We start from the raw sequence: 14798 nt of genomic DNA on the forward strand, positions 1-14798 counted from the left end.
TGTCTTCGCGGGGTGATGGCCGGTAGGGGCCTCTATGCTCCGCGGGTGGCCGAGTACCGGGTGTCCGAGGCGGCGGCGCTGTTGGGTGTCAGTGACGACACCGTCCGGCGCCAGATCGATTCCGGCCTTCTCTCCGCTGATCGCGACATGTCCAATCGGCTCGTCATCGATGGTGTCGTTCTCGCCGAGTTTGCGCGCTCTCTCGCGTACTCGGCACCAGATCCATCAGGTGTGGAGCGATCTGCACGGAACAGGCTGGTCGGTCTGGTGACCGCGGTTGAGGCCGACCGCGTGGTCGCGAAGGTGGAGATGCAGTGCGGCCCACATCGCGTGGTGTCTCTCATGAGCACCGAAGCGGTCAACGAACTGGGGTTGCAGCCGGGCGTCCTGGCCGTTGCGGTGATCAAGTCGACGAACGTACTCGTCGAAACGCCTGTCAACCGCGTCAGGCAGGCCAAGTCCGGCTGATGCCGACCTGCCGCAAACTCGCCGCAAAGCGGGGCCGTGATTCCTTATTCGCGGATGCGGCAGCGAACGGAACTGCCTGCGCGTGCAATTGAACCGGCCGAGCGTCGTCACGGTCGCGGTCGAGCCCGGGCGGCTGGTCGGCGACGACTGGTGGCTCGACTCGCGTCCAGCCGGGCACGTCGCCGCGGCTTATAGGGTTGCACCCTCCAACTTGTCGTAAAGGGGCCGATCTGATGCTTCGTATGCGCTATGTGATGTTCGCGTTGGCGGTGATCGCCCTGATCGCGGGATGTGGAAACCCAGGCCCCGCCGGTCCGTCGGCCGAGAAGTCGCTGATACTGGCCACCACGACGAGCACGCAGGATTCCGGACTCCTCGACGAACTTCTACCCGCGTTCACCCGTGACTCCGGCTGGCAGGTCAAGACACTTGCTGTCGGAAGCGGGCAAGCGTTGGAGCTGGGCAGGCGTGGAGAAGCGGACGTGCTGTTGGTGCACTCCCCCGCGGCGGAGGAGGCATTCATGGCCGAGGGCGTTGCAGGACGCCGGTTGCTGGTGATGCACAACGACTTCGTGCTGGTGGGACCGGCGGCGGACCCTGCTGGGATCCGCGGCACCCCGAGTGTGGAGGCGATGGGCAAGATCGCCGCTGCCCAGGCCGTGTTCGTCTCGCGCGGTGACGACTCGGGAACCAATGCGAAGGAGAAGGACCTCTGGGCGAAGGCCGGGGTCACTCCAGAGGGCTCGTGGTATCAGTCCACGGGGCAGGGCATGGGCGAGACCCTGCGGGTGGCAAGCGAGAAGGGCGGCTACACCCTGTCGGACCGGGCGACCTACCTCGCTCAACGCGACACGTTGTCACTTGACATTCTCAGTGAGGGCGACCCCGGGTTGTTGAACGTCTACCACGTCATCGAAATGACGTCCAAAGCCGGCGACCGGGTGCAGCCCGAAGCAGCAACAGCCTTCGCCGACTGGATCGTTTCCCCACCCGCACAGCAAATGATCGGTCAGTTCGGGGTGGCCAAGTTCGGTCAGCCATTGTTCACCCCGGACGCCGGCAAGGACGAGGCCGCCCTGGGTCGTTGAGCAGGCGCCTGCGCTGCGGAGGATGAACCGGTGGACGTGCTGTTGAACGGCCTGACCGAGGCGATCAGATTGCTGCTGACCGGCGACGAGGACACCTGGTCGATCACGGCATTGACCCTGCGCGTGTCGCTGACCGCCACGGCGATCGCCTTGCTCGTGGGGCTCCCGGTCGGCGCCGCCATCGCGTTGACACGCTTCCCCGGCCGGCGGGTCGTGCTGGCCGGGGCGAACACCGGGATGGGCTTGCCACCGGTCGTGGTCGGCCTGTTCGTCACGGTACTGCTGTGGAGAAGCGGCCCCCTGGGTGCCTTCGGGCTGCTCTACACGCCGACCGCGATGGTCATCGCCCAGGCCGCGATCGCCACCCCGATCGTGATCGCGCTGGTCACCGTCGCTCTCCAACAGATCGACCCCGACTTCATGGTCCAGATGCGAGGCCTGGGCGCGAGCCGGCCACAAGCGCTCGTCGCATTGCTGGCCGAGGCCAGACTCCCGCTGTTGGCTGCAGCCATGGCCGGGTTCGGTGCCGTGGTTAGTGAGGTCGGAGCGGCTCAGATGGTCGGCGGCAACATCGCTGGGGACACCCGCGTGTTGACCACCGCAGCCGTTCTGGCCACCAGTCGCGGGCAGTTCGCGCTCGCGATCGCCTTCGGACTGGTTCTGCTGGCGATCGCGTTCGCGGTCAATCTGGCCCTGACCCTGATCCAGCACAAGCAGCCCGCCACGGTCCGATGACCGACCGGCGCAAGGGCATCGGCTGCCGAAACCTCGAGGTGCACGTCGGCGACCGGCAGTTGCTCCACGTCACCGACCTGCATGTGCCTTGCGGCCACACACTTGCCGTCCTCGGCCCCAACGGAGCCGGGAAGTCAACCCTGCTGCGCGCGCTGGGCATGCTCACCACCCACCGCGTCAGCGGGGAGATCCTGCTCGACGACCGGCCGGCAACCCGCTCACAGATGCGCGACGCCGTCGCAGCCGTCCTGCAGCGCCCGATCCTGCGCCGAGGAACCGTCATGGCCAACGCCACCAGCGGCCTGCGCTTCCGCGGGGTCAATCGCCGCGACGCTCGCGAACGCGCCACCACCTGGCTGGAAGCCCTCGGCGTCGACCAACTCGCCGAGCGCGACGTCCGCACCCTCTCGGGTGGAGAGGCCCAACGGGTCAGCATCGCCCGCGCGCTCGCCGTCAGCCCACGGGTACTGCTGCTCGACGAGCCATTCACCGGGCTCGACGCCACCACCCGCACAGACCTGCTGGCCGACCTGCGCGCCGCGCTCGGCGGACAGCCCACAGCGACAATCCTGGTCACCCACGACCGCCACGACGCCGCAGCTCTGACCGAGAACACGGCCCTGATGATCAACGGCCAGATCCGCCAGCAGGGGCCCACCGCCGACGTCCTCGACAACCCGGCAGACATCGACACAGCGCGACTTCTCGGCTTCACCAACCTGCTTCTGCCGGCGCTCACCGGCGCACCGCACATCCTCGTTGCCCGCCCTGAGCACAGCCGACTCGTCCTGGAGCCCACCGACCGTCCCGAGAACGGCGTCACGGTGACCGGGACGCTCCGCCGCACTGTTCCCCTCGGCGCCGCGACCCGGATCGATGTCGACACCACAAGCGGATCGCTGACCTGCCTACACACCGGCGACCTGCCCGCCACCGCGACACCTCCCGTAGGCAGCAGGGTCGTGATCGCGATCCACGAGACTCGGACACCCCGAAATGTCGGCGAGCCCCACCCCCCACCTGCGCTCCAGCAATAACGCCCACTGACCAGCACAGACGCGGCTCGGGCCGCAACCCGATACCCAGCTTCGGCACGCATTCGGCACGGCCGATCGACCGACGCGCTCCCCGACCTCACCCTCTGCTCTTGACCTCAACCCGGCTTCAAGGTCGACCGTGCCAGTAACAGTCCGGCTGAAGTGATGGAGAAGCAGATGCCAGTCCCGACGATGGGTGTGACCGAACTCGTGCTGGAAGTGCGCGATCTTGCGGCGTCCGAGCAGTTCTACACCGGCGTACTCGGCTTGCCAGTCATAGGACGCTGGGAAGGAGAGGCGTTCCGAGGGCGGGAAGCGGTCTGGCTACAGTCGGGAAGCCAGACCCGCATCGGTCTGTGGAAGCCGCAGATCGGCATCGCCGGCTCGCGAGGCGGCGCGCATGTTCACTTCGCGATGACCGTCGCGGAGGGCGATTACGACGCCGTTGTCGCCCAGATCCGTTCACACGGAGTGCACGTCGACGAGGTCTACTTCGGCGACGATCCAACAGCCCCGGGACAGCGTTCGGCCTATGTCACGGATCCCAACGGGCACGTCGTGGAGTTCTGGACGCGTAACGTCGCGACGCAAACGGCGGCAGGCCCTCCGCACGCCACGAGCCCGGACGTACTCGGTGTCGATGGGTAGCCCCGATCTTCCCTTCACAGCGGACCACGACAACGGCCCGAGACTCCGCCGATCTCGGGTTGAAGAGATGCTGCCCCTCTGCGCGGATCGGGACCTAGGCGGCCCGGCTCGCGTCCGTGCAACTTGCTTTCGTCGTTGAGATCATTGTGGCCGAGGGGGCAAGCAATGGATAACAACGACCAATCCGGCGACCACATGCGCCCGCTGTCAGCCGACAGCGTGGTTGTCTCATTACCAACCGAGCTGGTAGTCCGCTACCGGGCTGTGAATCGTGAGTTCATTGGTGCGCCGATCGCGATCGTCGATACGCCGGCGCATCTTGACGCTCTGACGGCGAGTGTCCGAGAGCACGGGATCCTCGTACCGTTGCGGCTGGGCTTCAACTCCGGCTTCGGGTTCCTTGACGGGAACCATCGGATCGCTGTGGCGCTTCGTCTCGGGCTGCCAGAAGTGCCGGTGGAGCTCGTGAAAGAGGCAGCGGACCTGCGCAAGGATCACGGTCGGCCGATGCGTCCCGAGGACCTCACCGCCCTAGTCGCCGCCTTCGAGGAAGTGACGGAGATCGCCGACAGGCCAACGGAGCGGTGAGCCTGCACTGGCTGTGGCCGCTGTCGGAATCGTCGACACCAGAAGCCGGCGCCCCGTGGACCGACAGTGGGCGGCGGCGTGAGGACAGCCGGGCAGCACAAGATCGCCCGACGGGTCGGTTGTTACTGGTCAGCGGGCGATTCTACTGGTTGTGGCGAGGTGCCCCAGGTGGGACTCGAACCCACACTGAACCCCTTTAAGGGGAACCGCGCTCGCGCATGAGCACCCGACTGAGCTGCGGCGACAAGATGCGAGCACGGCATAACCCCCGAACTTCGGCACGCATTTGGCGTGACCGGCGCCGCGGCGTGAAAACTCCTCGGCCGAGGGGTCGGGACCTGCCACGCTCGCAAGCATGACCTTCGGTGAGGAAGCTGGTATCCCCGACGGCTTGGTGGTCGAACTGTCTCGCGGCAAGGTCCTGGACGGGCGCAGCGACGAAGCCGACCGCTGGATGCAGATGCTCAGGGACCGACGGCAGGAGTGCATCGCCACCCTCGACCGCGAGCGGATGGCCATCGAGATCGTCTTCCGACTCCGCGAGGACGGCAACGACTACCTCTACTGGCTCACCGTCTGCGGCTCGGAAGGATCCGGGCTCGATCTCGAATGCCCGATCGACCGGGACCACCTCGCCGCGGCGAAGCGCACGAAGCAACCCGGCTGGGTGGAGGCCGAACCGCAGGTGGTCTTACTGCCGCCGCCGGTCGAGGAGGCAGTGCGTCAATGGGCCCTTCGTCCGCGGAAGGCCGACAGAGATTCAACGCCGGACTGACTGGCCGACGACGGTTTTACAGTGGGCTGGCATCCGTGCTCTGACATGCGGCGATGCCCCATACCCGGGTCCGCGTCCGTGCATAGTCCGCGCGGTCCGTTGCTGCCCTCGCACGGCGGGTCCTGAGTGGTTCGCGGCATGGTTGCGGTTGTCGCACCGGCTACTGCTGTGCCGGCGGGCCGGTGGTGAGTTATCGGGATGCAGGCGGCAGGGTACGGCGGCGAGGATTGGCTCGTGCACATCGAGTTCGCGAGGCGCAAAGGCGGGGGTTCTCTAGCCACGATCGACCGCCCGGATGGGGTCCGGCTCCTGCTGACCTCGTACGACCGCGCGAACACCGTCCCGCACGATCTCGCTCACTTCGTCGCCGAACGCGACCTCGGCCTGCGGCGGGGGTTGTGGGGCAGCATCGCCTCGGGGGCACTGTTCGACAGCCTGCAGCTCATCTCCGGGAAGCGGCGGCACAACGACGCAGCCCGATCACAGGCGGTCCGCCGGGCCAACGCCGACGAGCTGGCTCTCGCCGAGGTCCTGGTCGGAGCGGTGCACCGCGGCCTGCAGCTGAGTGACACCGCTGCGACATGCGAGATCGAGCGCGCGTGGTCGAGCGTCCGCGACTCGCCGTGCCCGTTTTCGCCCGACCGCAGAATCATCGCTGTCACCGAGCTGCGACGGCTCGGCCGCCTCTTCGGTGAACTGGAAGCGTCCCGCACCCTGCCGCTCGACTGGCCCACTGCTTCGCCCCTCAAGGCCGGCGGGAAACGACGGGGCCGCTGACTCCCGTTCACCGGCCGAAGCGGCACGACTCGGCCTCGCGGTCCCATTCGGTTTCAGCACAGACGGCCGGTGATCACAGGTGCCCACCAGACACAGCCGGACAGCACAAGATCGCCCGGCGGGTCGGTTGTTACTGGTCAGCGGCCGATTCTGCTGGTTGTGGCACGGTGCCCCCGGTGGGACTCGAACCCACACTGGAACCCTTTTAAGGGGCCTGCCTCTGCCGATTGGGCTACGGGGGCGCGACCTACAGCCTACGGAGCGGGCACGGGCGGTCCTGCCGTGGCACGCACGCGTTCCCATGTTCTCGGGGCGGCGGGATCGGTGGTGCCGGGGCCGAAGGTGCGCCTGCGCAGGGCGGGCACGGCAGCACACAGCCTGAACCAGCTGCGTGCGGCCGTCGTCGCAACAGTGCCGTGGGACAGGGCCTGGTCCTTCTGTGCCAGAGCGAAGCGGACGGCAGCGGTGCCGTAGTCGCGCATGTCGGACTCGTACTCGCTGATCGCCGCCAGCGTGTCCTGCTCGCCGCGGGACGCCGCACCCAGCAGGCGGCTGAGCAGGTGGGCGTCGCGCAGTGCCGTGTTGCCGCCGAGCCCGCCGATCGGGGGCATGAGATGGATCGCATCGCCGATGACGGTGACCGGCGTGCTCGGCCACGCCGGGCCCGGCTCCGCGTAGCGGAAGGCGACCGCGCCGCGGCTCTCCGGGTCCGACGCGGCCAGAGCCAGCCGCAGCTGTGGGTGCCAGCGCGCGACGAGAACGTCGACCACGGCACGCAGCGCGTCGCCGTCGAGTTCGGTGACGTCAGGCGGGAGCAGATCGGGGCGCGTGACCAGGGCGCACAGCAGGTACGGCCGTGCGGAGGTGCCGGGAGGCGGCTCGAAGACCGAGGTGAACAGGAAGCAGGGCGCGTCGACGTGGACGATGTTCATGCCTGCACAGAGCCGCGGCGGCAGCGCGCGGCGTACCTCGTCGGTGAGCCAGATCTTGTGCGCCACCCCTACCGCGCCGGCTGGGGCCGCGTGCACCTGCGGCAGGTACTGCCGGCGTACCCGGGATCCGGCGCCGTCCGCCCCGACGAGCACATCGCCCACGGCGGTGCGCCCGTCGGCGAAGCGCGCCAGCACCGTGCCGTCGTCGCGCTGCTCGTAGCCCACGAACTCGGCGCCGAACCGCACGGCGTCGTCCAGGCCGGTGAGGAGCAGTCGGCGCAGCGTGGGGCGGTCGGCGGCGTAGTGGCTCTCCGACGGGTCCTCGGCACCGGGGTACATGATCGACTCCTCGACCACCAGCAGCTCGCGCAGCTGCTCGGTGAACCATCCGAAGTCGCCCGCACGCCCCGCCGTCGCGAGGAACTCGTGCCACACCGCGTCGGGCAGGCAGGCGTGCAGCGCCCTCGCGCCCACCGGGTTGATGTGGATCCGGTAGCCCTCCCACCGGCTGCCGACGGCCGCGTCCCGCTCGTGGACGGCGACGTCGACCCCCGCCCGGCGCAAGCCCTGCGCGAGGCACAGGCCACCGATGCCACCTCCGATGACGATCACTCTCCCCGGCCCGCTCATGACCGCTCCCCCTCTGCGTGATCGTGCGCCCCGTCGATGAGGAGCGCCTGGAGCTGTTCGAAGACCTGACCCGCCACCTCTGGCACGAGCCGCGCACCCTTCACCGCCGCGATCACGAGCTCCGCGACGGCCGCAACGTCGACGGGGACCGTCCACGAACCGTGCGCGACGCCCTCGCTCAGCACCGTCGTGAGCACCTCGCGCCAGCCGGCCTCGTGCCGGGCCATGGCGGCCGCGACCGCCGGGTCGCGGCGGGCCCGCAGGTCGAGCTCGACCGTGACGGCGAACAGGTCCGGCCGGTCCTCGATCAACCGGCGCAACGCCTGCAGGTGCTCGCGCAGCGCGGCGGCAGGCTCCGGCCCCTGCGGTGCCGTCGTCCAGAACTGGCGGGTCGTGTACTCGGCCACGGCACCGATGAGGTCCTGCTTCGTGGCGAAGTGGTGGTGCAGCGTCGAGTGGTCGATGCCGACGTCCTCGGCGACCTGCCGCAACCGCAGGCCTTCGAAACCCGCCTCCGCCACCCGTCGATACGCGGCGACGACCAGCTGCTCGCGACGATCGCCCCGCACTCCACCAACCACTTGGTTGAGTGTAGAGCGATGACCCGGCAAAAGAAATGGCCCGTTCCGGAGAACCGGAACGGGCCTTTCGAGGCTTCTGGAAGGTCAAGCCCCTCGTCTGATCCCTGGCGTGACGGCTTCCTCGCCCTGACCTGCGCCGGCGGGCGCACCTGCCTGTTCCGGTCCAGGCCGCTGTGCAGGTGGGGCCGGTGGCGCCGGCGGGTTCGCGACGCGGTGGAACTCGGCCCTCGGGTCGTTGATCTGCCCCAGCGCCACGACCTCCCGGCCCAGGAACAGAGCGCCCGTCCAGTCGACGAGGATGCGGACCCGGCGGTTCCAGGTGGGCATGCGGCTCACGTGATACGTGCGGTGCATGAACCACGCGATGATCCCGCGGAGCTTGATCCCGTAGATCTCCGCGACGCCCTTGTACAGCCCGAGGCTCGCCACCGATCCGGCGTAGCTGTGCCTGTACTTGGTGAGCTGTCGGTGCCGCAGGTGCGCCACGATGTTGTCGGCGAGCACCTTGGCCTGCCGCACCGCGTGCTGCGCCGACGGGCTGGTCTTGGCCTCCGGGTCGTCCTTCGACAGGTCGGGCACCGAGGCGCAGTCGCCCGCGCTGAACACGTCCGGCATGCCGACGACCTGCAGTTCGGCGGTGCACTCGATCCGGCCCCGGGCGTCCCGCGGCAGGTCGGTGTGGTCCAGCATCGGGTTGGGCTTCACGCCCGCGGTCCAGACGATCGTGTCGGCGTCGAACTCGTTGCCGTCGTCGAGGACGACGTGGCCGCCCACCATCGACTTCACGCGGGTGTCGAGATTGACCTCGATGCCGGCGTCGAGGAGACGCTCGACCGTGTAGCGGCCCATCTTCGGACCCACCTCGGGCATGATCCGGTTGGCGGCCTCGACGAGCACCCAGCGGAGGTCGTCGGGAGTGATGTTCTCGTAGTAGCGGGTGGCGTAGCGGGCCATGTCCTGAAGCTCGGCGAGTGCCTCGATGCCGGCGTAGCCGCCGCCCACCACGAGGAACGTGAGGAAGCGCTTGCGCAGCGCCGGGTCGATGGTGGTGGACGCGGCGTCGAGCCGCGACAGCACGTGGTTGCGCAGGTAGATGGCCTCACCGACGGTCTTGAACGCGATGCCGACCTCGGCCAGGCCGGGGACCGGCAGCGTGCGTGCCACCGAGCCCGGCGCCACGACCAGGACGTCGTAGCCGACGGTCGTCAAGTTGCCGGCGGCGAGCTCCGCGGTGACTTCACGGGTGGCGTGGTTGATGCGGGTGACCCGGCCGGTGAGGTGGTGGCACTTTCTGAGCACCTTGCGCAGCGGGACGACGACGTGCCTCGGCTCGATCGATCCGGCCGAGGCCTCCGGCAGGAACGGCTGATAGGTCATGTGCGACTGGGGGTCGATGACGGTCACCTCGGCTTCCCCGCGTCGCAGCTTCTTCTGCAGCCGCAGGGCCGTGTACATGCCGACGTATCCGCCGCCTACCACGACGATCCTGGTGTTGCGCGCCATGCCTCCAGGGTCCCACCCTCACGGCGGCTTTACTCCTCTGACGCACGTGATAACGGCTACCTCTTCGCGGGTATCTCCGCTGCTCGGGCCGCCTGACGGAGTACGTCCTCCAGCATCGCGGGGGTGAGCTTGCCGGTGAAGGTGTTCTGCTGGCTGACGTGGTACGAGCCGAAGAGGTGCAGTGGACCTCGGTCCCCGGCCAGCTCGACGTGGACCCCGTGCCCGAACCGGGGCCGGGGACGCGGAACGACCCATCCCGCGTCGGCGAGCACGGGCAGCAGCGCCTGCCAGCCGTAGGCGCCCAGCACCACCGCCGCACGCGGGCGCAGCAGCGCCAGTTCCGCACGCAGCCAGGCGCCGCAGGTGTCCCGCTCGACCGTCGTCGGCTTGTTGTCGGGCGGCGCGCAGTGGACCGGGGCGGTGATCCTGGTGTGGAGGAGCTCAAGCCCGTCGCCGTGGTGCACGGCGGTCGGCTGGTTCGCCAGGCCCGCCGCGTACATGGCCGCGAACAACACATCGCCCGACCGGTCGCCGGTGAACATCCGGCCGGTCCGGTTCCCGCCGTGGGCGGCAGGTGCGAGCCCCACGATCAGCAGCGGGGCGTCCGCCGGACCCAACCCCGGCACGGGACGTCCCCAGTAATCCTGGTCACGGAACGCCGCGCGCTTCTCCCTGGCCACCAGCTCGCGCCAGGCCACCAGCCGAGGACATTCCCGACAGTCGACCAGTGCCGCATCGAGATCACCTAGGGTCTGGAACGTGAGCGAGGAGAGCGCACCGGAAACGCCCGCACCGCCCGTCGACGACCTCGTGACCACGTCTCACACGTTACGCACGCCCACGGGCGAGCTGGCGTACACGGCGACAGCGGGCCGGGTCGTGCTGCGGCACGAGAAGCACACCGACGGCACGTTCGACGGTTACGAGCCGCGGGCCGAGGTCTTCCTCGTCGCCTACACCCTCGACGGCGCCGACCCCGCCACCCGGCCCGTCACGATCGCCTTCAACGGCGGGCCCGGGTCGTCGAGCGTGTGGCTGCACCTCGGGCTCTTCGGGCCGCGCCGCGTCGTGATGGGCGACGCAGGCGCCCTCACCCCGCCGCCGTGGGGACTCACCGACAACCACGAGTCGCTGCTCGCGCACTCCGACCTCGTGTTCGTCGACCCCGTGTCCACCGGCTACTCGCGCGCCATCACCGGCGGGAAGCCCGCCGACTTCCACGGCTACACCTCCGACGTCGAGACGATCGGCGAGGTGATCCGGCTCTGGGTCACGCGCAACGAGCGGTGGCTCTCGCCCAAGTTCCTGGCCGGGGAGTCCTACGGCACGCTGCGCGCCGCTGCGCTCGCCGAGCACCTGCAGGATCGGCACGGCATGTACCTCAACGGCCTCATGCTGATCTCCAGCGTGCTGGACATGGGATCGATCCGCTTCACAGAGGGCAACGACCGGCCCTACCCGCTCTTCCTGCCCACCTACGCGGCGATCGCGCACCACCACGGGCTGCACCCGGGGCGCGAGCTGCACGACGTGCTCGCCGACGCGGAGGAGTTCGCCGCAGGCGACTACCCGTGGGCGCTCGCCCGCGGCTCCCGGATCGAAGCCGCCGATCTCGACCGGGTCGCCGGGCGCCTGGCCTCCCTGAGCGGGCTCGACGAGGGCTATGTGCGCCGGGTGCGCCTGCGGATCGAGCACCACCGGTTCTTCCGGGAGTTGCTGCGTGCTCCTGGCCGCACCGTCGGCAGGATCGACGGTCGCTTCACCGGCTGGGAGGACGACGGTGGCGGTGAGAAGCCCAGCTACGACCCCTCCATCGCGGCGATCACGGGGCCGTACACCGCGGCGTTCAACTCACACGTCCGCAGCAGCCTCGGCTACGTCAGCGACCTGCCCTACGAGGTGCTGAGCGGGCGCGTGCAGCCGTGGTCGTACAAGGAGTTCGAGGGCCGGGCCGTGTCGGTCGTCTCGAAGCTCTCCGCGGCGATGCGCCACAACCCGCACCTGCGCGTCCACGTGGCCTGCGGCTACCACGACGGGGCCACGCCGTACTTCGCAGCCGAGCAGGTGTTCGCCCAGCTCCCGATCCCGGACGAGCTGCGCGACCGCATCGAGGTCCGCCACTACGAGGCCGGGCACATGATGTACGTGCACGAGCCCTCGCGGCTGGCGCAGTCGGAGCACCTGGCGGCGTTCGTCACGGCTGCGCCTGATTCGTGATCGCGGGGTCGGGCCGGTAGTCCGCGCCCGACACTGCTGCGCGTGGTCAGGCGATCGAGCGCGCGATCCCGTCGAGGATGTCGTGCTCGCTGACCACCATCCCGGTGACGCCTGCGCGATCGTTCAGCTCGCGGGCCAGCACGTCGACGATGAGGGCGCCGGCGCCGATCACGTCGATCCGGCCGGAGTGGATGGCACCGTGGCGCTTGCGCTCCTCGCGGGACATGCCCAGCAGCTCGTCCGCCACGCGGTGCAGGTCCTCGTTCTCCAGCCGCGAGTGGTGCACCGCCTCGGCGTCGTACTCCTCCAGGCCGAGCGCGACGGCGGAGAGCGTGGTGATCGTGCCCGCGACGCCGACCCAGGTGCGCACGCCCTCCACCGGCACCGCGTCGAACGCCTCGTCGAGGATGCCGGTGGCCACCCGGCGGGCCTCCGCCACCTCGTCGCCCGACGGGGGGTCGCCCGCCAGGCAGCGCTCGGTGAGGCGGACGCTCCCCACGTCCACCGACCGTGCGGCCTGCACGGTGGCCTTCCCGCCCTCCAAGGTCCCGACGACGAGTTCGGTGGAGCCACCGCCCACGTCGACGACGACGAACGGGCCGTCGTCGGGATCGAGGTCGCCCACCGCTCCGATGAACGACAGGTTCGCCTCCTCGTCCCCGGAGATCACCTCGGCGTCGATGCCGAGCGTGTCCTGGACCATTCCGAAGAAGTCCTCACGGTTGCGGGCGTCGCGGGTGGCGCTGGTGGCGACCATCCGCACCCGCTCGGCACCCTCTCGGCCGATCACCTCCGCGTAGTCGACCAGCGCCGCTCGCGTGCGCTCCAACGCCTCCGGCGCTAGCTCGCCGGACGCGTCGACACCCTGACCGAGCCGGACGATCCGCATCTCGCGATGCACGTCGCGCTGCTCGGTGGTGCCGCCGTCGCCGGTCGTGATGTCGGCGACGAGCAGGCGGATCGAGTTGGTTCCGCAGTCGATGGCGGCCACGCGCGACATGCACTCTCCTTGGTCCGGCTCACACGGCGACAGCGGTCACCGTACGCGGGACGGGGGCACGGAAGCCGGATCGCGGACGGCACACGACGCGGTGTGCGCGACTACCCTCGCAGCGTGGTCGACCAGCGCAGCTCCACCGCCTTGTCCGTCCCCGCGGGCCCCCTGACGGTCACGGACCACGGCACGCACCGCGTCGAGAACCAGCCGCCACCGCTCTCGGGGCACGACCCGTTGGCCTGCGACCCGGCGTTGACGGATGCGGTCGGTCGGGAGGGAGCGCAGGAGGCGTTGCCGGATCTCGGCCGCCTGGGTGCGCTGATCACGTCACCCGAGGCGCAGGAACACGCGCGGCTCGCCAACGTGCACGAACCCGTTCTGCGCACCCACGACCGGTACGGCCATCGCATCGACGAGGTCGAGTTCCATCCGTCGTGGCACTGGCTGGTGGGCACCGCGGTCGAGTGGGGGCTGCACGCCGCACCGTGGGTGGACGAGCCCGGCACCGGGGCGCACGTGCGGCGAGCCGCGGGCTTCTATCTGATGAGCCAGCTCGAAGCGGGGCACGGCTGCCCGATCTCGATGACCTACGCCGCCGTCCCCGCGCTGCGTCACGACCCCGTGCTGGCAGCGGCCTACGAACCGGGCCTCGTGTCCACGTCCTACGAGTTCGGGCTCGCCGAGCCTGCGACGAAGGCCGGGCTGCTGGCCGGCATGTCGATGACCGAGAAACAGGGCGGCTCCGACGTGCGCGCCGGCACCACGGTCGCCACCCAAGCGGCGGACGGGACGTATCAGCTGGTCGGGCACAAGTGGTTCACCTCGGCCCCGATGAACGACCTGTTCCTCACCCTCGCGCAGGCCCCCGGCGGGCTCACCTGCTTCGTGCTCCCCCGCGTCCTGCCCGACGGCAGCCGTAACGCCATCCAGCTGCAGCGGCTCAAGGACAAGTTGGGCAACCGGTCAAACGCCTCGGCCGAGATCGAGTACATCGGTGCCACGGGCTGGCGGCTGGGCGACGAGGGCCGGGGCGTCGCCACGATCATCGAGATGGTGTCGATGACGCGGCTGGACTGCGTGCTGGGCTCCGCAGCGCTCGTCCGGGCCGCGCTGAGCGAGGCGGCGCACCATGTGGCGCACCGCAGCGCCTTCGGTTCGCGGCTGGCCGACACGCCCCTGATGCAGGCCGTGGTCGCGGACCTGGCGCTGGAGTCCGAGGCCGCCACCGCGCTGGCGCTGCGGCTCGCGGGTGCCGTGGACCGCGGCGAGCGCTCGCTGCTGCGGCTCGCGCTCCCGGCGTCGAAGTATCTGGTGTGCAAGCGGGCGCCCGCGGTGGTGGCCGAGGCGCTCGAGTGCCTCGGCGGCAACGGGTACGTCGAGGAGTCGGCGCTCCCGCGGCTCTATCGCGAGGCCCCGCTCAACTCGATCTGGGAGGGCTCGGGCAACGTCACGGCGCTCGACGTCCTGCGCGCCGTGAGCCGCAATCCCGACTCGGTGGATGCGGTGCTGGCGGAGGTCGACGCCGCCGGGGGCGTGGACAGCCGGTTCGACCGCGCCATCCGCGCGCTGCGCGCCGAGCTGCACGGGCGTGAGGCACGGCGGGCCCGGCGGCTCGCCGAGCTGCTCGCCCTGTGCCTGCAGGGATCGCTGCTCGTGCGGCACGCGCCGGAGGAGGTCTCGTCGGCATTCCTGGGCGCGCGCTTCGACGCCGACGGCCCGTGGCGCACCGCGGGCACCCTCCCCGAGGGCACGCCCGCGGCCGCGTTGCTGGAGCGGGTCACACCTGGTTGAGCCGACCCAGCCGGACGAGCGGCGCGTTCGT

The 14798-nt window shown here is 69.8% G+C and carries 15 protein-coding genes and 1 tRNA gene; 10 read left to right on the plus strand and 6 right to left on the minus strand.

Annotation, left to right across the window (positions count from 1 at the left end):
* Positions 1-45: 45 nt before the first annotated feature.
* The 8 genes from ABD743_RS12900 to ABD743_RS12935 all read left to right on the plus strand — a co-directional run bounded on the left by ABD743_RS12900 (position 46) and on the right by ABD743_RS12935 (position 6116).
* Positions 46-468: a TOBE domain-containing protein gene (locus tag ABD743_RS12900; RefSeq protein ID WP_344722082.1), complete on the plus strand. Its 423-nt coding sequence runs from the start codon at positions 46-48 to the stop codon at positions 466-468.
* Between the two features lie 233 nt (positions 469-701).
* Positions 702-1556, plus strand: coding sequence for an ABC transporter substrate-binding protein (locus tag ABD743_RS12905; protein ID WP_344722084.1), 855 nt, complete (start codon positions 702-704; stop codon positions 1554-1556).
* 30 nt (positions 1557-1586) lie between these two features.
* Positions 1587-2291: an ABC transporter permease gene (locus tag ABD743_RS12910; RefSeq protein ID WP_344722086.1), complete on the plus strand. Its 705-nt coding sequence runs from the start codon at positions 1587-1589 to the stop codon at positions 2289-2291.
* The gene (locus ABD743_RS12915; RefSeq protein ID WP_344722088.1) at positions 2288-3328 is read left to right on the plus strand and encodes an ABC transporter ATP-binding protein; all 1041 of its coding nucleotides are present in this window, start codon (positions 2288-2290) and stop codon (positions 3326-3328) included. The genes ABD743_RS12910 and ABD743_RS12915 overlap by 4 nt, the downstream gene beginning before the upstream one ends.
* Before the next feature lie 165 nt (positions 3329-3493).
* A complete protein-coding gene (locus ABD743_RS12920; protein WP_344722090.1) occupies positions 3494-3976 on the plus strand; it encodes a VOC family protein in 483 nt (160 codons plus the stop codon).
* Positions 3977-4141: 165 nt separating this feature from the next.
* Complete coding sequence (locus ABD743_RS12925; RefSeq protein ID WP_344722092.1) at positions 4142-4564, plus strand: ParB N-terminal domain-containing protein; 423 nt, start codon at positions 4142-4144, stop codon at positions 4562-4564.
* Between the two features lie 355 nt (positions 4565-4919).
* Positions 4920-5339, plus strand: a complete 420-nt coding sequence (locus ABD743_RS12930) for a DUF6176 family protein (protein ID WP_344722094.1) — start codon at positions 4920-4922, stop codon at positions 5337-5339.
* Positions 5340-5537: 198 nt separating this feature from the next.
* Entirely contained in the window at positions 5538-6116 is a 579-nt protein-coding gene (locus tag ABD743_RS12935) for a hypothetical protein (protein WP_344722096.1), read from the plus strand.
* A gap of 168 nt (positions 6117-6284) precedes the next feature.
* On the opposite strand, the gene ABD743_RS12940 is transcribed toward ABD743_RS12935, so the two are convergent.
* From ABD743_RS12940 to ABD743_RS12960, 5 genes are all read right to left on the minus strand, one after another.
* Positions 6285-6358: transfer RNA gene (locus tag ABD743_RS12940), tRNA-Leu, on the minus strand.
* A gap of 12 nt (positions 6359-6370) precedes the next feature.
* Positions 6371-7678 carry an FAD-dependent oxidoreductase gene (locus ABD743_RS12945; protein ID WP_344722098.1) on the minus strand — a complete coding sequence of 436 codons (1308 nt, stop codon included), beginning with the start codon at positions 7676-7678 and terminating at the stop codon, positions 6371-6373.
* Positions 7675-8259 carry a TetR/AcrR family transcriptional regulator gene (locus ABD743_RS12950; RefSeq protein ID WP_344722101.1) on the minus strand — a complete coding sequence of 195 codons (585 nt, stop codon included), beginning with the start codon at positions 8257-8259 and terminating at the stop codon, positions 7675-7677. The genes ABD743_RS12945 and ABD743_RS12950 overlap by 4 nt, the downstream gene beginning before the upstream one ends.
* 84 nt (positions 8260-8343) lie before the next feature.
* On the minus strand, positions 8344-9762 hold the full coding sequence (locus ABD743_RS12955; protein WP_344722103.1) for an NAD(P)/FAD-dependent oxidoreductase: 1419 nt from the start codon (positions 9760-9762) through the stop codon (positions 8344-8346).
* Positions 9763-9818: 56 nt separating this feature from the next.
* Positions 9819-10460, minus strand: coding sequence for a uracil-DNA glycosylase (locus ABD743_RS12960; RefSeq protein ID WP_379659241.1), 642 nt, complete (start codon positions 10458-10460; stop codon positions 9819-9821).
* Positions 10461-10521: 61 nt separating this feature from the next.
* On the opposite strand from ABD743_RS12960, the gene ABD743_RS12965 reads away from it, so the two are divergent.
* Positions 10522-11979 (plus strand): S10 family peptidase, encoded by a 1458-nt coding sequence (locus ABD743_RS12965; RefSeq protein ID WP_344722104.1) that lies wholly within the window; start codon positions 10522-10524, stop codon positions 11977-11979.
* Between the two features lie 46 nt (positions 11980-12025).
* Here the strand turns inward: ABD743_RS12965 and ABD743_RS12970 are convergent, their stop codons facing one another.
* Complete coding sequence (locus ABD743_RS12970) at positions 12026-12979, minus strand: Ppx/GppA phosphatase family protein (RefSeq protein WP_344722106.1); 954 nt, start codon at positions 12977-12979, stop codon at positions 12026-12028.
* Positions 12980-13141: 162 nt separating this feature from the next.
* Between ABD743_RS12970 and ABD743_RS12975 the strand changes: the two genes are divergently transcribed.
* Positions 13142-14767: an acyl-CoA dehydrogenase family protein gene (locus ABD743_RS12975; RefSeq protein ID WP_344722182.1), complete on the plus strand. Its 1626-nt coding sequence runs from the start codon at positions 13142-13144 to the stop codon at positions 14765-14767.
* The last annotated feature ends 31 nt before the right edge of the window (positions 14768-14798 follow it).

Source organism: Pseudonocardia yunnanensis (assembly GCF_039534065.1).
GTDB lineage: Bacteria > Actinomycetota > Actinomycetes > Mycobacteriales > Pseudonocardiaceae > Pseudonocardia > Pseudonocardia yunnanensis.

Coding starts and splice junctions, on each gene's coding strand:
- ABD743_RS12905 (WP_344722084.1), top strand. CDS start 702: ATGCTTCGTATGCGCTATGTGATGTTCGCGTTGGCGGTGATCGCCCTG.
- ABD743_RS12915 (WP_344722088.1), top strand. CDS start 2,288: ATGACCGACCGGCGCAAGGGCATCGGCTGCCGAAACCTCGAGGTGCAC.
- ABD743_RS12920 (WP_344722090.1), top strand. CDS start 3,494: ATGGAGAAGCAGATGCCAGTCCCGACGATGGGTGTGACCGAACTCGTG.
- ABD743_RS12925 (WP_344722092.1), top strand. CDS start 4,142: ATGGATAACAACGACCAATCCGGCGACCACATGCGCCCGCTGTCAGCC.
- ABD743_RS12930 (WP_344722094.1), top strand. CDS start 4,920: ATGACCTTCGGTGAGGAAGCTGGTATCCCCGACGGCTTGGTGGTCGAA.
- ABD743_RS12935 (WP_344722096.1), top strand. CDS start 5,538: ATGCAGGCGGCAGGGTACGGCGGCGAGGATTGGCTCGTGCACATCGAG.
- ABD743_RS12945 (WP_344722098.1), bottom strand. CDS start 7,678: ATGAGCGGGCCGGGGAGAGTGATCGTCATCGGAGGTGGCATCGGTGGC.
- ABD743_RS12955 (WP_344722103.1), bottom strand. CDS start 9,762: ATGGCGCGCAACACCAGGATCGTCGTGGTAGGCGGCGGATACGTCGGC.
- ABD743_RS12970 (WP_344722106.1), bottom strand. CDS start 12,979: ATGTCGCGCGTGGCCGCCATCGACTGCGGAACCAACTCGATCCGCCTG.